The organism is Acinetobacter sp. 479375, assembly GCF_000581715.1.
Taxonomy (GTDB): Bacteria; Pseudomonadota; Gammaproteobacteria; order Pseudomonadales; family Moraxellaceae; genus Acinetobacter; species Acinetobacter ursingii.
Genome location: NZ_JEZN01000003.1, coordinates 1 through 16903, shown reverse-complemented (window position 1 = coordinate 16903; position 16903 = coordinate 1). Strand labels below are relative to the sequence as shown.

Below are 16903 nucleotides of genomic sequence, written 5' to 3'. Positions count from 1 at the left end.
TTTCACTCAAAAATACGTCCCTGTATCAAATGATTTTGATCCATTTATGGTTATGGATGAAGTTGATCTAAAGCCAGATTCAATTCAAGCACATTTACACGCGCTTGTCCCAGCAGTCCAAATTGTTTCGATTCAGTATGTTGATGGACAATATCCATCACTTGCTGCGTTGATAAATGTCTGAGTTGAGCAATACGCTCCACCTGTAACTGCGCTGCTTCTGGACTAATATGTGGATCAATCCCACTGCCCGATGCAGTCACCAAATCACTCGGAATTTGGTTTTCATCAACATGATTGGCTTTTACAGTATCGACCAAACGCTGTTCAATTTTTGCCTTTAAATCAGGATTAGTCACCGCCAGATTACTCCCTGACATCGCCATCGGATCATAGTTCGCGGCCGAAGGTCGTGACATAAAATAGCGAGGATTTTGAAAATTCTGTGCAACCAGTGAGGAACCTTCAATCCTCTGACTCTTTTCAATCAAACTTCCGTTAGACTGTGCAGGAAAGAGTAACTGCCCTAGTCCTGTTGCCACACTGCTATAAAGCAAACCGAACCCTAAAAGGCTGACCAAACTTAGCCCAATAGCAGGACGTAATATTGCAGAACGAGGTTCAACATATTGTACTGATGATTTCATCATCTACTCCTTATATAGCTAAAATATGAACCAAAATAAGATCAATGGCTTTGATTGCAATAAACGGTAAAATCACGCCACCTACACCATAAATCAGCATATTACGGCGTAGTAATTGAGTTGCAGTTGAGGGTTTGAATTTCACACCACGCAAAGCAATTGGGATCAGTAATGGGATAATAATCGCATTGAAAATCAGTGCTGCCAAAATTGCATTGTTTGGACTGGAAAGCTGCATGATATTCAGTTTTTGCATTTGCGGAATGGCAGCAGCAAATAGTGCAGGTAAGATTGCAAAGTATTTGGAAACATCATTAGCCAATGAAAAAGTGGTCAGTGCACCGCGCGTAATCAATTGTTGCTTACCAATTTCAACCACAGCCAAGAGTTTGGTTGGATCGGAGTCCAGATCAACCATGTTCCCCGCCTCTTTAGCAGCCTGAGTGCCTGAGTTCATGGCCAAACCAATATCTGCCTGAGCCAATGCAGGTGCATCATTGGTTCCGTCTCCCACCATGGCGACTAGATGACCATCTTGTTGCTCTTTACGAATACACGCCAATTTATCTTCAGGACGTGCTTCTGCAATATAATCATCCACGCCCGCTTCCGCCGCAATTGCAGCAGCGGTCAGTGGATTATCGCCTGTGACCATCACGGTTTTGATTCCCATTTCACGTAAACGGGCAAACTTTTCTTTAATACCGTGCTTGATCACATCAGAGAGTTCAATTACCCCTAAAATGTGCTGTTGATTGGCAACCACCAATGGCGTTGCACCTTTTGAAGCAACTTGTTCGACTCGAGCTTTTAACTCGACATCGGCTTGCGAGTGCTGTACAAATTTTAAAATCGCATCCAACGCACCTTTACGAATCTGTTGACCATTTTCCAGATTGACACCTGAAATACGTGATGAAGCATTGAACGCAATAAATTCAGCATTCTCAGGCTCAATCGCTTGCAAGCCTTGTTCTCTTGCCAGTTTAACAATCGATTTACCTTCTGGGGTTGGATCGGCCAAAGAGCTCACCCAAGCTGCCATTCTTAAATCAGCCTCAGAAACCGATGTCAGAGGATAAAATGCAGTCGCTTGGCGATCACCATAGGTAATCGTTCCTGTTTTATCTAAAAGCAAGACATTAATATCACCCGCAACTTCAACAGCCTTACCAGATTTTGCTAGAACATTGGCTTTGAGTGCTCGATTCATCCCTGCGATGCCAATCGCTGGCAATAATCCCCCAATCGTGGTTGGAATCAAACACACCAATAACGCCACTAAAACCACTGGACTGATACTGATCTGCAAATAGCTGGCGATAAAAGGCAAACTCGCCACGACCATGACAAAGGTTAATGTCATCACCATGAGTAAAATACCCAATGCAATCTCATTCGGTGTTTTTTGACGGTTTGAACCTTCAACCAAAGCAATCATGCGATCTAGAAAGCTATTTCCCGAATCGGCAGTTACCTGCACAATAATAGAATCGGTCAATACTTTAGTACCACCAATGACCCCTGATCGATCTGTTCCTGCTTCACGCAATACAGGCGCAGACTCACCTGTCACCGCTGCTTCATTAATTGTCGCAAAACCTTCAACAATTTCACCATCAGCAGGAATTAACTCGCCTGCATGAACTTCAATAAAATCATTAATTTTAAGCTGAGTGGCCGCAATTTCATGTGTTGTACGATTCTGTAATGATTCCAGTTTTCTTGCGATTAGATTTTGTCGTGCCTGACGCAATGAAGAGGCCTGTCCACGCCCTCTGGCTTCAGCTATCGCTTCTGCATAGTTGGCAAATAATACAGTTATAAAGAGTATGATCGTAACTAGACTACCAAACAACCATTCGGTATAGCCTGCCACTGTACTAAATGCCGTAATTAGTGTGCCTAACCAGACAATACCCATGACTGGATTTTTCAACATGTGTTGAGGCAGTAATTTGACAAAAGCACTTTTTATCGCTTCGATGCGCTGTTGACTCGTTTGTTGAGACTGAATTTGAGTTGACATAGTTATTCCTCCTTAACCCAACTGCATACTGAGATAGTCCGCAATTGGCCCAAGGACTAAAATCGGCATAAATTGCAACAAGGTTAAAGTGATGACGACCGCAATTAAGGTCAATGAAAAGGTAGGTGTTTCTACTTTTAAGCTTCCTGAACTTTCAGGAGCCTGACGTTTCTGAGCAAGACGAACAGCAATCATGAGAGGAATAACCAAGGCTGGAAAACGCCCCAGTAATAAAACTGCACTACAGCTTAAATTCCACCAGATTGTGTTATCACCCAAGCCTTCAAAACCCGAACCATTATTGGCAAATGCAGACACATATTCATAAAACACCTGACTAATTCCATGCACACCCGCATTACTAATGCCCGATATCGCAGGATTAACCAACGTGATTGCGGTAAAAGCTAAAATCACAATCGGTTGTAGCAAAATGAGAATGGCCAATAACTTAATTTCAGCCGCTTCAATTTTACGACCAAATAATTCAGGAGTACGCCCAGTCATTAACCCAGAGATAAACACGGTAAGTAACAAATAAACGATAAATTGCTGTAAACCGCATCCAATCCCGCCCCAGATCGCATTGATCAACATATTGCTCAAGGCAACCAATCCAGTTAATGGTGCAGATGAGTCATGCATCATATCGACCGAACCATTGTTTACCTGCGTGGTGACTGCTGCCCATAATGCAGAAGATGCGGCACCAAAGCGTTGTTCTTTCCCTTCCATGACTGTGATTTGATGTGCCGTTGCAGATAAGCTTTCTGACCAGATTGATGCGGTCGCTGAAAGAACAGACATCAACAACATGGTTCCAAACACAAACACCGCAAAGCGTTTACGTTGAGTGAAATATCCCACCATAAAAATCAATGAGACTGGAATGAGGAGAATTGCCAGCATTTCCAGAAAGTTTGAAAATGGTGTGGGATTTTCCAGTGGGACACTACTATTTGGCCCATACCATCCCCCACCATTACTGCCTAATTGCTTAATGGCAACCATTGGAGCAACAGGGCCTAGTGGAATTTTTTGTAATTGTTTTTCTACAGAATGATCTAGTACTTGTACTTCTGGACCACCCTGAAAAGTTGCAGGAACCCCCTGCCAATTCAATAATAATGACCAGATTAAGCACAATGGCATTAAGAAACGCACCGTAGGACGGACTAAATCTGCCCAATAATTTCCCAATTGAACCGAATCACTCGTTAAATTTTCACAGCTTTTCTTTTGTAGAAAAAAAGCTCTAAGCGTTGCCACAGCCAAAGCCAAGCCCATCATCGGGGTAATCACCTGCAAACCCACAATTGCTGTCATCTGTGAAAAATATGACAGTTGAGCCTGACCTGAATAATGTTGTTGATTGGTATTGGTTAAAAACGAGATGGTGGTATGCAATGCCAAATCCCAACTCATATTTGGGGCTTGATTTGGATTTAACGGCAACCATGCTTGGGTCATAAAAATGCAAGTTGATAAAATCAACAACACCACACAACTTACTAAAAATGCGGCGATATATTGGCGAAGTCCCATCTGCTGCTCTGGCTTTATCCCCAAAATCCAGTAAATAGGTCTTTCAATCCAACCAAACATGACATCAGATTTCATCGGCTGATTCGCCATGACCTTCGCCAGATATTTACCCAATGGCCAAGCAAGTAAAATGACTAATGCAAGTAATAAATAAAGTTCTAGCATGACAAAATCCCCTGTAAACGACAGAGATTTATCATCTGAAATGTGAATAATGATTGAAGACTTTTTAGACTTTGCCCTTCGAGTGTAGAGCTAAAAATGCTACCGACATAGACGCTAGACATTATTATATTCCTGAAATTGAAACGGATTTCCCGAATCTCAGTATGCGTATAATGTCCGTAAACTCTCTATTGCAGAGAGTTTAACTGGCGTAAATTTTGCGTAAAATCTTATAAACGTAAAAAGTGATCATCAAAATTTATTTTGTAAATCAGATAAATACCATTACGATCATGAATGGGTTTGAGTCTTGATTTGAAAATCAATCTGTGGAAAATCGTACTCCGAAACGTATAGCACAGCATTTTTCCATAACTCATAAAGTGGAATTTTGACGTCTACTGCGAGTGGCATTCTTTTAGGATTAAACTGCATCTCACCAAGATGATCTCCCCACGCAATCAAATCAACGTCGAGCGAAATCTGATGTGATGGTCGAATACGTCCTGATTGAGCCTCAAGTTGTTTCAGCGCGATTTCAATCTCAGATCGGCTTTTGAGAGATTTTAACAGACAGGCTGAATTCCAATAATTCGCTCCAACACCATCACGGCACGGAATCTGATAAACATGTGAAAATGTAACCTCACCCCATGACTGAATGGTTTGATAGGCAATCTGAAAATGTGATTCTGGATCAAGATTACTCGCCAATGCGAGGGCAAAAATCGTTTCGTTGGCGTTCAAGGCGAATTCCTACAGAATTGGCTTCTGCAATAATGGCAGGCTTACGAATGGGAATAATAATAGATTGAATCGCTGAAAACGTCTCGAAAAGCACTTGCAAAACCCGTTGAGCCGCATGCTCAATCAATTTCGGTTGTGCTTTTTGAATGGTTTGAGCAGCAAGTTCACAGATTTGAGCATAATTTAAAGTATGCTCAAGCTGATCTGATTTAGCTGCTTGGCTCAAATCAACATGAACGGTTAAATCCAGCATTAAAGGTTGAATAATTTGCCGTTCCCAATTGAAACAGCCAATTACAGTATTGACCTTTAAACCTTCAATAACAATGGCATCCATGATGATCTAACTCAAAATTAATGTTTAAACAACGATTGTGGCTCTATAGTTTGAACCATTTTCAAACGCTGGTCTGCATAAATATCGGTATACGGTGCAAGGACGCGCATAAAACGATCGAAATACAACATTTGTTTAAATAACAGCGCAAAATCACGCGGGAATTTAATTCCATGACGCTCCCCCACAGCCACCATATCTAGCATAATGTCATTTAAATCAGATGGTTTTGAAGTCAAAATTTCCTGAGGATCGGCAAGTAAAACACCACTAAATAAACGCTCAAGATCACGCGCCAAGACATGAGTATCAATCTTGGTATGGGTCATGCCCATTTTCAGCATGTTTTCAGCCATTGCGGTGTAATCAGTTTTTTGTAAAGCATCCATAAAGGCTAAACATGCGGTCCAGACTTCGGGATTCAGTTGCCCCACAATACCAAAATCAATAAAACCAATACGACCATCTTCGAGCAACATAAGATTACCTGCATGCAAATCTGCATGAAAGCTCTTACACAGCATTAGACTTCCAAACCATGTATTCATCGCCGTAATTAAGACCTGTGACGGATCTTTGGCGTATTTTTTGACCACTTCAAAATCAGTTAAAGACACGCCATATAAACGTTCCATCGTAAGTACACGGCGCGTTGAAAACTGATGATAAACTTTTGGTGCGGTAGCTGCCTGATTATTGGTAATTTGAAGATATTCTACAAAATCATCCAGATTTTGAGCTTCTTCAATAAAATCTACTTCACGTACCATTCGTGTTTTAATTTCATCAACAATTTCAGAAAGTGAAGCAAACTTGACCTTTGGAATAGCTTTTTCCAGCATTTTGGTCGCCCAATGCACCACGTTCAAATCGGTGTATAAAATCGTTTCAACACCTGGTTTTTGCACTTTAATGACGACATTTTCACCTGTAGTGAGTTTTGCCGCATGTACTTGAGCAATAGATGCAGAAGCCAATGGCGTTTCATCAATTGAAGCAAAAATTTCATCTAGGTTACGACCTGCAAACTCAGTCGCTAACACTTCCTGAATATAGCTAAAGGGTAACGTCGGTGTTTGATCCAGACAACCCTGAAACTCTTCAACATATTCACGCGGAAATAGTGAGGGTGTACTCGCAATAAACTGACCGAGTTTAATATAAGTCGAACCCAAAGATTCAAAGGTTTCGCGCATAAGTTTGGCATTGCTTGGCTTTTCAGTCGCGTATCTTATACCCGCTTTAGCAGCGACCACGGCTGTTTCACCTATACGAGCAACGGAGCGTAACCCGTCAAACAAAATATTTTTTTTCATATCATTCAATGTGATTTGGTTTATCGAGGCAGTGTATCAAACTTCATTTAGTTTACCGATAAACTTGCCTGACAAATTGGACAATTTGTATCTTTTTCAAAATGTAGAATACGCTGTTTCAGGGTTAAGCCATCCCAAAGTAACAGTTTACTTTTTAAAGGGCTTAAATTTAAACCTAAAAACAGCAAAGTGTGATGAGCTTGTAATGACGCTATCATGACAGGGGTCGTTGCAAGTACACCCGATTCAGCACAGCGTAAGCCTTCATTGTCATGTTGTTCTTTAGGAAATAAACATTCATAGCAAGCCGAATCTGCATCTACCATAAATAACTGCCCCTGAAAGCCAATGGCTGAGGCACTAATTAAAGGAACTGACAACTTTTTACTGGCGGCATTGACCAGATAACGTGTGCTGAAGTTATCACAACCATCCAATACCAAATCCTGCTGTTGAAGCAGCTTATCGATATTCGTATCATCCAAACGTTCGGTTAAATAATCGATTTGAATATAGGGGTTAATCTGACACAGCCTTTTTGCTAAAACTTCAGCTTTGTACTGACCTAAATCTTGTGGTGTAAACGCAATTTGGCGTTGTAGGTTACTGACTTCGATTGTATCTGGGTCAATAATCGTCAATTTTCCAACCCCTGCCCGAGCCAGCAATTCGGCACTGGTACAACCAATGCCACCTGCACCGACAATCAAGACATTGGCAAGTTTTAATCTTTCCTGAGCTTCTATATCCCAGCCCTCTAGTAAAATCTGACGGCTATACAGATGCATTTCACTATCACTTAGTTCCAACTCAGAATTTGGCAGATCAATCACGTATTTATGCTCATCAATATTTAACTACAGCATCTTATCAAAAGAATAGCGTTTCATTTCATATTAGACTTCCTTCATAAGCCTCTTTTATTTTTCCTTATGGGAAAAAATTAAAGAGGGTCTAAATAATGATGAAAAAAAGTCTATGGTATTTTATCAAATTAAGTTTTTAGACAAAAAAGCTATCTTAGTAACCTTATAATTGATCAAACACAGGTTTTTTCACATTCTAAGTTGTCTGATCACCACAACTAAAGTTTGACAAATATGAAGATCTTTTCACGCATTTATAACAATTTTTTGTGCTTTAAAATTGTACTTTCAGCAAATTCATTTAAACTAAATTTGACATCAGGATGATTTTAACTCTGTGTCTTATTCCTACTCCTTCATTTTTGGTAGAGATCTTCTAATTCTATGAGCTATAAACACAACAATCTTTTTGCAATGCGTGAAAACTATTGGAATGATGTAGATTCAGGCCATGTTAAAGCTGAGAAACAGTATTTTTGTGATGCCTTAAACTCTCATGGTGTTTTTGAAGATGCATCACTTGAAGATGCAAAGTATTTCTTCTTCACCTTACCGAGTATTATTATTGTCAAGGGCTATGCCTTAGGCTTTATGCATCGATCTGTTCAGGCCATGATTGATCAGCATATTTTAAGTCATGTCAATCAATTAAAAATGCGCGAGAGTCTTAAAATCAAGTTTCGTATGTAGAGTGTCAATCGATCTTTTAGACTTCTCTCCTCATGGTTTAAATCTTTTTTATATTTCTCCTAAATTAGAGAACAATAAACATGTCTTGTAAAAAGTCTGTTGTTCACTTATTGACTGAATTTGCTTTTCTACTTAACTCGAAGTTCTTGCAGATTGCATAAAAAACTGAGCTACAAATATGCTCACACCCTCAATTTGAATATTTTTTGTACTATCCAAAAATTTCAGATAAACATTCTTCCACTCTAACTGTTTTAATACGGTCATAGCATGTAATATTCGCTACAATTATACTCATTGACTCTGCATGACTTTAGCAAGGATTTTATATGTCTGATCAGAACGATAAGCTTAAGAACCTAAAAACATCATCTATGGATCGACGCTTATCTATCGCTAAAGCCTCATTGCTTGCGGGTACTCGCTGGGCAACGGCAAATGCGTCTTCTTTTTTCTCAAGTGATGAAGAAAAAGAAAAAAAACGTAAAAAAGCGATGACAGAACAGGCAAATTATTTAGTTTCAGAAATTGGCAAACTCAAAGGTTCGATTGTTAAAATCGGTCAGATGATGGCGCTCTACGGCGAACATTTTTTGCCAGAAGAAATTACTCAGGCACTTAATACACTTAATAACCAGACTGTTGCGCTCGCATGGCCTGCAATCAAAGAACATTTACAAGAACAACTCGGCGATAAACTTCATGAACTGACTATTGATCATGAACCGATTGGGACTGCATCACTGGCTCAGGTCCATCGTGCCACACGTAAATCTGATGGACTAGAATTGGTCTTAAAAATCCAGTATCCAGGCGTTGCCGAAGCCATCGATTCAGATATGAGCTTATTTAAAAATATGCTCAAGCTGACACGTATGGTGCCTCAAACCCGTGAATTTGATCAATGGTTTGAAGAAGTCCGTGAAATGATGCATCGTGAAGTCAGTTATGACATAGAATCAGCAACTACACGACGCTTTGCAGAACGTCTTAAACATGATCCTCGTTATGTCGTGCCGCATATTGTTGATGATTATTGTACCGATAAAATTTTATGCATGACCTTTGAACGTGGTGTTCCAATCAATAGTCCCGTGATGCTGTCATTACCACAGGAACGTCGCAATCTGCTTGGAGAGGCATCGCTCGAAATCGCAGTTCGCGAAATTTTTGAATGGGGCGAAATGCAAACCGACCCAAACTTTGGCAATTATTTGGTACGTTTAGGCAACGGTGACGATATCAAGGACAAGATTGTATTGCTCGACTTTGGTGCTATTCGTCAGTTTGATGACCACCTATTAAATGTTGCTCGCAGCTTAATCACAGCAGGCTATCATCATGATGCCGATGCCATGGTCAAAGCCATGACAGGCTATGAATTTTTTGATTCAATTCCACAAGCGATCAAACCCGACATGGCTAAAGTGTTTTTACTTGCCACTGAAGCCTTTAGCTGCCCTGAAAATAATCCTGACATGCCACAAGGTTTGATGGATGAACAAGAACGTTACAACTGGAAAAAGAGTCAACTACATAGCCGCGTCATGCAACAAGCCAGCAAATCGATGGCATCACGTTACTTTTCAGTTCCCCCTAAAGAGTTTATGTTTATCAGCCGTAAATTCATCGGTGCCTATACGTTTATGACAGTCATTGATGCAAGAACCAATGTCAGACAAATGATCCGCAAATACGCTTAAAAATAGATAATTTATACTCGACTAGGTTGTAACTTTGTCAGCCTAGTCAATTCTTTAAATTGACTCTCCGATTCTTTTTTTATTTTCATATAAAATTCATAAGATTAGATTGATATCATCTTTCGTATTTTCCACTTATCATCCTCAAATATCACTGTCAGCACTGACATGGTTTTTTGATTTAATGCATGTCAGCATAAAAATAATAATTAATACTGCGAAGGATGCAGCGCAATGACGAATATGGTCAATAAAGCCCAAGGTTTTGGACTTTCATTACTGACAAAAATGGCATCCAGTGATTTACTGGACCAATTTAAGCTACGCAAGTTGATAGAAAAATCACTTTACCAAGGTTCAAAAACAGGATTTAAAGCACTGAGTCATACTCAAAAAGCCTTTAAACCTCAAAATATTGATCGTCAGCGCTTACCAAATCAGCAAAAAAACCTGTTCGATTTAAGCCTGACTGAAGAACAACAAATGACCGTAGAGGCCATGTCTCAATTTGCACAAGAAGTTTTGGCTCCACTTGCGCATCAAGCCGATCATGATGCCAAATTCCCAGATCAACTTTGGCAATATATCGAAGATTTAGGACTTAATTACTATGCCCTTCCTGAAGCCTTAGGCGGGGTGGCAGCAGAACAAAATATTGTGAGTAATATCCTGATCGCAGAACATCTGGCACGGGGTGATTTTAGTTTAACCGCAGGATTACTCAGTACATTCAGCGTGATCAATGCACTGACCCGCTGGGGTTCCAAAGAGGTCCAATCAAAATATCTGACGGCTTTTGCCGAAGATAGCAAAATTCAAGCAACCTTTGCAGTACAGGAAAACACGCCTGCATTTAACCCATTTAAACTCAAAACCAAAGCCACGTTAACCCATGATCAGTTTTATATTACGGGCGAAAAAACGTTAGTCGTTTTAGGGGAAACGGCTGATTTATTGCTGGTCAGTGCGGATTTCAATGGTCAGGCCGATGTTTTCGTTGTAGAGCGTGACGATAGTATCCATTTAAAAAGCTCGCCTGCAATGGGACTTAAAGCTACTCAATCAGTCACATTGAACTTTCAAAATACACCCGCAACACGTTTGGGTGACCAAGAATTTGATTACAGCGCATTTATTGATCTAGGCAATCTAATGTGGTGTTCAATGGCAGTCGGTACATGTGAAGCAGTCAAAGCCTACTGTATTACTTACGCCAATGAACGTACTGCGTTTGGAGAACCGATTTCACATCGTCAAAGTGTCGCATTTATGATTGCGGATATGGCGATTGAAATCGATGCCATGCGTATGTTGATTTTAAATGCAGCAAGTCTGGCTGAAGCAGGTCAACCATTCCACCGTGAAGCATACTTGGCGCGTTTATTATGTGCCGAAAAATCCATGAAAATTGGCACAGATGGCGTACAAGTTTTAGGCGGTCATGGTTTTACCAAAGAACACCCTGTTGAGCGCTGGTATCGTGATTTACGTGCTACAGCAATTTTACATTCAGGTCTGCATGCTTAATCGGAGAAAAATAAAATGAATTTACAAAATCCTAAAAAATTTAAGATGCTGATTGATCAGGCGCATGAAGTTGCACTGAATGTTTTACGTCCTATTTCACGTAAATATGACAAAGCTGAACATGCTTATCCCAAAGAACTGGATATGCTTGCGTCATTGGTTGACGGGATGAATGAAGGTGGCGAAGGCATGAATGCTGGTGCGGCTGGAGCAGGAAAACGCAATGAAAGTCAGGATCAAGGCAACCGTAATGGCACCAATCTATCTACAGCACTCAGCATCATTGAAATGTGCTACGGAGATACAGGGCTATTACTGAGTATGCCCCGTCAAGGTTTAGGCAATTCAGCAATAGCAGCCGTTGCTAACGATGAGCAACTCGAACGCTTTAAAGGCACATGGGCTGCGATGGCGATTACCGAACCGGGTTGTGGTTCTGATTCTGCTGCCATTCGAACTACGGCCACCCAAGACGGTGACGATTATATCTTGAATGGTGAAAAAATCTTTGTGACCTCTGGCGAACGTGCTGACTCTGTTGTAGTTTGGGCAACACTGGACCGTAAATTAGGCCGCGCCGCCATTAAATCATTTGTGGTTCCTAAAGGTACACCGGGCATGAAAGTTGAGCGTCTGGAACATAAATTGGGGATTAAAGCCTCAGATACAGCTGCGATTAGCTTTATTGACTGTCGTGTTCCTGCTGCCAATTTGTTAGGCAATGCTGAAGTCGATGTCGCCAAAGGTTTCGCGGGTGTGATGGAAACGTTTGACAATACCCGTCCACTGGTTGCAGCTATGGCCGTTGGTTGTGCCAAAGCCTCACTAGAGCGTATTAAAGAGATTTTTAAAGATGAGCTTGAAGCAGACTATGCAACGCCTTATTTGCAGACCTCTAATATTGCTGCTCAAATTTATCGGATGGAAGCTGAATGGGAAGCTGCACGCTTGCTGACTTTAAAAGCCACATGGATGGCTGATAATAAAAAGCCAAACTCCAAGGAAGCTTCTATTGCCAAAGCCAAAGCAGGTCGAATTGGCAACGACATTACCTTAAAATGTGTCGAGTTGGCAGCCAGCGTAGGTTATAACGAAGATGAATTACTGGAAAAATGGGCACGTGACTCCAAGATTCTGGATATTTTTGAAGGAACACAGCAAATCCAGCAACTGATTATTGCACGTCGTGAACTCGGTAAATCTTCCAGTGAATTAAAATAATTTTCAACGATATTTCATTGAAAATAAATCGACTTGAGTGGAATCTGGATTTAAGCTAAATTCGATTCCACTTTTTTTATTCATGCTTATCAATGTATTTCATACGTCCTATCCAAACTAAGGATGATCCCAAAATTGCTCAGGTCATCCGTGAAGTCTCAAAAGAATATGGTCTAGCCACAGATGCAGGATTTGCAGTTTCGGACCCAATACTTGATCAAATGTCTGAGGTTTATCATCATCCCAATAGTCAATACTGGGTGATTGTAGATCAACATGATAACGTGTTGGGTGGTGGTGGCATTGCGCCATTATTGGGAGATTCCACTTTACTCGAAATTCAGAAAATGTATTTCTTGCCTGTCTTACGCGGTCAGGGTTTTGCTAAAAAACTTTTACAGCAATGTTTTGATTTCGCCAAAGCACAAGGTTTCCATGATTGTTATCTGGAAACAACAGCGACACTTAAAGAAGCAGTCAGTTTGTATGAAAGATTGGGCTTTCAACATTTAGCTCAACCACGTGGTCAAACAGGACATAGTCAAGCCTGTGAAATCTGGATGCTAAAAGCGTTGGAAGATTAAATTATAAAAAAAGCCCTAAACACAATTAGGGCTGTTCAAGGAAAACTTAGATAAAACTATGAGTTCGTCGAGTTTTCTTCAGTTTGCAATGATTTATCGACTAAACCAAACTTCGCAAAAATTTTAGCGCGACGTTTAGGATAAATATTGGCTTTGTTCAAATCACCTTTATAGTGATCAAAAACACGTTTATCCATCATCTTAAACCACATTGACGGAATCAATGCAGGCAATAACATACTCGCATAACCACTTGGCAGCTCAGGCGCTTCATCAAAATGACGCAATGCCTGAAATGGACGAGTTGGATAAGCATGATGATCTGAGTGACGTTGCAACTGATATAAAAATAAATTAGTCACGATGTTATTGTTGTTCCAACTATGCTCTGGCATGGTACGCTCATAGTTACCGTCAGCTTTTTTCTGACGCAATAAACCATAGTGTTCAATATAGTTAATGATTTCAAACAAGCTGATGCCATAAAATGCCTGAGTTGCTAGATAAGGAATTGCCCCTTTTCCAAACAATTTAACCATTGAGGCATGGAAAGTGGCACTCATTGCCCAACCTTGTAGCAGTTCATTGTCTTTAGACCAGAACTGTTTACCCTTACGTTTTAATCGGTTGGTTTCAATTTCAATAGCTGATTTTAAAGAACCCAATACCGTACGAGGCCAAAACTCATAAAATGTCTCGCCCATTTGTGAAGATGCTGGATCTTCAGGTGTCGCAGCACGTTTATGATGTCCATAAGGATGTTCAACGCGGAAATGATTATATCCTGTCGGAACAAGGGCCATATGAGACAAGAGATGATCAATACGGTCTTGTTTATGACTGAGTTCATGTGCGGTATTAATCGCAATACCGTTCACCGCTCCCATAGAGATACCAATTAAAATTTTATCTAAAAATGAGGTTTCTTTACGGCTGGCAATATAACTGGCATAAACATTTGCGGCATATTGTAATGGAATAAAAGTTTTGACTAAAGTGGCATAATATGGGTCATTTTCCAGTAACTTAATATCTTCATTAGTCGGATTATTGGCATCTTTACCAATAATGGTATCAATGGTCGGAATAATCACATGTAATACAATTGGACCACCTAAAGCAAAAAGCTTTTTCAATGGACGTGGTGCAAATTGATAACCCGCTAAAATACCAATCCCAATGGCAGGTAAAGCTGGCCCTAACATCCACATATAACGTTTACGATCTAATTCTAATTTTGACTTTGAAGCTACCGTGAGCAATTCTTGCTGGACTTTTACTGAAGCATTCATGTCTCGCATCCTTTCTTTCTTGATATCTGTATCTTGTTGAATTTATACTTTGAAAGACAGTTGCATGCGTCCAAAAAACCTATGTAAAAGTCTTTGGCATTTTCGACCATTTTTTTGTCCTAAAATCACATTTTTTATCTGATTGCTTTTGTCTTTCAATACTGGAAAAAGAAACTTAAAACGAATATGGATGCATTAAGCAAAATTTTTGACGATATTCATTTAAATAAATCTGAATATATTTATATAAAAGCGCAGGGAGAATGGGCATTTTCCATGCAGGAACAGCATGCTGTTATTGCTCATATTATTTTAATGGGTTCTATTCATTTTAAAATTGATTCAAATACCAGTTTAACTGCACAGGCTGGCGATATTGTTTTAATTCCATCTGGAAATGCCCATTATGGCTCAAATAGTCAGGACAACAAACTGATTGATAGTTTAGATGTTAGTGATTTTTTTAAAGGTCATCGGGACGATGCAATTGAAATCGGAACTCGATCCTCTGAATCTGCATTAATTTTTACGGTACGCTGCCATATTGATACTTTGATGGCACGACCTTTACTCAGTGCACTTCCCTCTTATATTCATATTCATCATGCCATGAGTTCGACTGGACCAGAATGGCTGCGAGTCGGCTTGTACTTTGTGGCACTAGAAACGCAACGGATCCAACCCGGTCGCGATAAAATTTTTGATCATTTAATGAGTATTTTGTTGATCGAATGTGTCAGAGATTATATTTCTCAGCTTGATGATCAAGACTCGTGGTTGAATGCCTTAAGTCATCCTGAGCTTTCCAGTGCGCTTGCTGTAATACATGGTCGTCCAGAACACCCTTGGACGGTTGAATCCCTTGCAGAACAATGCTGCATGTCTCGTTCAAAATTTGCCAGTCTGTTTCAAAGCATCATTCATGAAACACCCTTAGCATATTTACAACAACATCGTTTACGTCTTGCTAGCCAGTTATTAAGAGAGAGCAATCTCACGATTCAAAAGATTGCCAATAATGTCGGCTATTCTTCGGAAACCGCGTTTAGTCAAGCATTTAAGCGACAATTTGATCTCTCACCCAAACAATATCGGCAAAACTATATGCAAGATTAGACGAAGCAGTAATTTTATAAAACTTAAGCTAATTCTTCGCTCACTTTTATTTGATAAATCACTAGTCTTGCTGCCATTTATTGTTTTGAAAACAGAGATATAGTACCTAAAACTTATTCTGGAGCCATACAACGATCATAATAAGACTTGCCAAAGGCCTGAGTGGCTTGTTCTTTGGCGGTATCGGTATTTAACTGTTTTTCTGTATAGGCATCTTCAACAATATCCATATAAAACTCTTTGGTTTCTTCGGAACTAAATTCTTGTGAAATTCGCTGTTGAGTCGAATAAAGTACACCATCTTGACGTTGTTGCATCACTGCTGCTGCGACTTCTGCAATTTGTTGACACTCCTGATCTGGAGACAAGGCAAAAGCAAAGTTAGGCGCAACCAAACAAGCAATAAAAAAAACTCTTAACATTACAATCCTTCATTAAAATTTTTATGCCATACCCTTGCTGTTTAGGGCAAAGCAACCGTTTTTTGATTCAAAAATATCTGCGTTATAATATATTTTAATAATATTAAAAACATCTTTTTTTATCTTAGTTAGATCTTTTATTAAAACTTGAATTTATAATGATTATTGGAAATAAATGTATTCTTTTTCTACAAGATAAAATAAATGCTGGCTTTATTTGTTTAAAAATTAATCCATTCCTATAGGCTGATTAATTTTGATTTGTATATTTTTTAGGCTTTGTTGCATAAATAAATTTCATCCCCATACATGTTAGATGAATACAGAATCAAAAAGCCGATACAAAACAACGAACTGGTCTGAGTACAATCAGGCTTTACGTCAACGGGGTGCTTTCACCATTTGGTTTGATCCCCAAATGCAATGGTCTGCAACACCTACTGGAAAAAAAGGACGTCAACCTACCTACACTGATATAGCAATTCAATTTGCCCTGACGATACGAAACCTGTTCCAACTGGCTTTACGCCAAACACAAGGTTTCATTCAAAGCCTTTTTCAAATGGCTCACCTCGACTGGAATGTTCCAGACTTCTCAACATTGAGTCGGCGAGCAGATAAGCTGCAGCCACTTCTACATAAATCAGCAAAAAATCCACAGGAAGACTTGCATATTTTAGTTGATAGCACAGGGAT

At 39.8% G+C, this 16903-nt stretch carries 15 protein-coding genes and 1 pseudogene; 7 read left to right on the top strand and 9 right to left on the bottom strand.

The window, feature by feature from the left end; all coding sequences use genetic code 11:
- Positions 1 to 50 precede the first annotated feature (50 nt).
- From kdpC to J500_RS03725, 7 genes are all read right to left on the bottom strand, one after another.
- Positions 51 to 647 (bottom strand): potassium-transporting ATPase subunit KdpC, encoded by a 597-nt coding sequence (gene kdpC / locus J500_RS03755; RefSeq protein WP_004998199.1) that lies wholly within the window; start codon positions 645 to 647, stop codon positions 51 to 53.
- Between the two features lie 10 nt (positions 648 to 657).
- The gene (gene kdpB, locus J500_RS03750) at positions 658 to 2676 is read right to left on the bottom strand and encodes a potassium-transporting ATPase subunit KdpB (RefSeq protein WP_004998200.1); all 2019 of its coding nucleotides are present in this window, start codon (positions 2674 to 2676) and stop codon (positions 658 to 660) included.
- A 12-nt stretch (positions 2677 to 2688) separates the two neighbouring features.
- The gene (gene kdpA, locus J500_RS03745; RefSeq protein WP_004998202.1) at positions 2689 to 4386 is read right to left on the bottom strand and encodes a potassium-transporting ATPase subunit KdpA; all 1698 of its coding nucleotides are present in this window, start codon (positions 4384 to 4386) and stop codon (positions 2689 to 2691) included.
- A 291-nt stretch (positions 4387 to 4677) separates the two neighbouring features.
- Positions 4678 to 5133, bottom strand: a complete 456-nt coding sequence (locus tag J500_RS03740; RefSeq protein WP_004998207.1) for a 2-amino-4-hydroxy-6-hydroxymethyldihydropteridine diphosphokinase — start codon at positions 5131 to 5133, stop codon at positions 4678 to 4680.
- On the bottom strand, positions 5090 to 5470 hold the full coding sequence (folB, locus tag J500_RS03735; protein ID WP_034698284.1) for a dihydroneopterin aldolase: 381 nt from the start codon (positions 5468 to 5470) through the stop codon (positions 5090 to 5092). Before folB ends, J500_RS03740 begins: the two co-directional genes overlap by 44 nt.
- Positions 5471 to 5487: 17 nt before the next feature.
- The gene (locus J500_RS03730) at positions 5488 to 6786 is read right to left on the bottom strand and encodes an ABC1 kinase family protein (protein WP_004998210.1); all 1299 of its coding nucleotides are present in this window, start codon (positions 6784 to 6786) and stop codon (positions 5488 to 5490) included.
- 47 nt (positions 6787 to 6833) lie between these two features.
- A complete protein-coding gene (locus J500_RS03725) occupies positions 6834 to 7574 on the bottom strand; it encodes a HesA/MoeB/ThiF family protein (protein ID WP_275889988.1) in 741 nt (246 codons plus the stop codon).
- A gap of 462 nt (positions 7575 to 8036) precedes the next feature.
- On the opposite strand from J500_RS03725, the gene J500_RS03720 reads away from it, so the two are divergent.
- From J500_RS03720 to J500_RS03700, 5 genes are all read left to right on the top strand, one after another.
- Positions 8037 to 8342: a hypothetical protein gene (locus J500_RS03720; RefSeq protein ID WP_004998216.1), complete on the top strand. Its 306-nt coding sequence runs from the start codon at positions 8037 to 8039 to the stop codon at positions 8340 to 8342.
- A gap of 329 nt (positions 8343 to 8671) precedes the next feature.
- Positions 8672 to 10045, top strand: coding sequence for an ABC1 kinase family protein (locus J500_RS03715; RefSeq protein WP_004998218.1), 1374 nt, complete (start codon positions 8672 to 8674; stop codon positions 10043 to 10045).
- 243 nt (positions 10046 to 10288) lie between these two features.
- Positions 10289 to 11572 (top strand): acyl-CoA dehydrogenase family protein, encoded by a 1284-nt coding sequence (locus tag J500_RS03710; RefSeq protein ID WP_171063838.1) that lies wholly within the window; start codon positions 10289 to 10291, stop codon positions 11570 to 11572.
- A gap of 15 nt (positions 11573 to 11587) precedes the next feature.
- Positions 11588 to 12793: an acyl-CoA dehydrogenase family protein gene (locus tag J500_RS03705; RefSeq protein WP_004998221.1), complete on the top strand. Its 1206-nt coding sequence runs from the start codon at positions 11588 to 11590 to the stop codon at positions 12791 to 12793.
- Between the two features lie 92 nt (positions 12794 to 12885).
- The gene (locus J500_RS03700; RefSeq protein WP_004998222.1) at positions 12886 to 13377 is read left to right on the top strand and encodes a GNAT family N-acetyltransferase; all 492 of its coding nucleotides are present in this window, start codon (positions 12886 to 12888) and stop codon (positions 13375 to 13377) included.
- Positions 13378 to 13433: 56 nt separating this feature from the next.
- Here J500_RS03700 and J500_RS03695 read toward each other — a convergent pair whose 3' ends face one another.
- On the bottom strand, positions 13434 to 14669 hold the full coding sequence (locus tag J500_RS03695; protein ID WP_004998224.1) for an alkane 1-monooxygenase: 1236 nt from the start codon (positions 14667 to 14669) through the stop codon (positions 13434 to 13436).
- 186 nt (positions 14670 to 14855) lie between these two features.
- Here J500_RS03695 and J500_RS03690 point away from each other — a divergent pair, with 186 nt between their 5' ends.
- On the top strand, positions 14856 to 15785 hold the full coding sequence (locus J500_RS03690; protein ID WP_004998225.1) for an AraC family transcriptional regulator: 930 nt from the start codon (positions 14856 to 14858) through the stop codon (positions 15783 to 15785).
- Positions 15786 to 15898: 113 nt separating this feature from the next.
- Here J500_RS03690 and J500_RS03685 read toward each other — a convergent pair whose 3' ends face one another.
- The gene (locus J500_RS03685) at positions 15899 to 16207 is read right to left on the bottom strand and encodes a hypothetical protein (protein ID WP_004998226.1); all 309 of its coding nucleotides are present in this window, start codon (positions 16205 to 16207) and stop codon (positions 15899 to 15901) included.
- Between the two features lie 316 nt (positions 16208 to 16523).
- On the opposite strand from J500_RS03685, the pseudogene J500_RS03680 reads away from it, so the two are divergent.
- Positions 16524 to 16903 (top strand): annotated as a pseudogene (locus J500_RS03680) (IS5-like element ISAba10 family transposase); the annotation flags it as partial.

Excerpts from the sequence above, each read along its gene's own strand:
- J500_RS03685 (WP_004998226.1), bottom strand. The coding sequence starts at position 16,207 with ATGTTAAGAGTTTTTTTTATTGCTTGTTTGGTTGCGCCTAACTTTGCT.
- J500_RS03715 (WP_004998218.1), top strand. The coding sequence starts at position 8,672 with ATGTCTGATCAGAACGATAAGCTTAAGAACCTAAAAACATCATCTATG.
- J500_RS03710 (WP_171063838.1), top strand. The coding sequence starts at position 10,289 with ATGGTCAATAAAGCCCAAGGTTTTGGACTTTCATTACTGACAAAAATG.
- folB (WP_034698284.1), bottom strand. The coding sequence starts at position 5,470 with ATGGATGCCATTGTTATTGAAGGTTTAAAGGTCAATACTGTAATTGGC.
- J500_RS03690 (WP_004998225.1), top strand. The coding sequence starts at position 14,856 with ATGGATGCATTAAGCAAAATTTTTGACGATATTCATTTAAATAAATCT.
- J500_RS03705 (WP_004998221.1), top strand. The coding sequence starts at position 11,588 with ATGAATTTACAAAATCCTAAAAAATTTAAGATGCTGATTGATCAGGCG.
- kdpA (WP_004998202.1), bottom strand. The coding sequence starts at position 4,386 with ATGCTAGAACTTTATTTATTACTTGCATTAGTCATTTTACTTGCTTGG.
- kdpC (WP_004998199.1), bottom strand. The coding sequence starts at position 647 with ATGAAATCATCAGTACAATATGTTGAACCTCGTTCTGCAATATTACGT.
- J500_RS03730 (WP_004998210.1), bottom strand. The coding sequence starts at position 6,786 with ATGAAAAAAAATATTTTGTTTGACGGGTTACGCTCCGTTGCTCGTATA.
- J500_RS03725 (WP_275889988.1), bottom strand. The coding sequence starts at position 7,574 with ATGCATCTGTATAGCCGTCAGATTTTACTAGAGGGCTGGGATATAGAA.
- kdpB (WP_004998200.1), bottom strand. The coding sequence starts at position 2,676 with ATGTCAACTCAAATTCAGTCTCAACAAACGAGTCAACAGCGCATCGAA.
- J500_RS03720 (WP_004998216.1), top strand. The coding sequence starts at position 8,037 with ATGAGCTATAAACACAACAATCTTTTTGCAATGCGTGAAAACTATTGG.
- J500_RS03700 (WP_004998222.1), top strand. The coding sequence starts at position 12,886 with ATGTATTTCATACGTCCTATCCAAACTAAGGATGATCCCAAAATTGCT.
- J500_RS03695 (WP_004998224.1), bottom strand. The coding sequence starts at position 14,669 with ATGAATGCTTCAGTAAAAGTCCAGCAAGAATTGCTCACGGTAGCTTCA.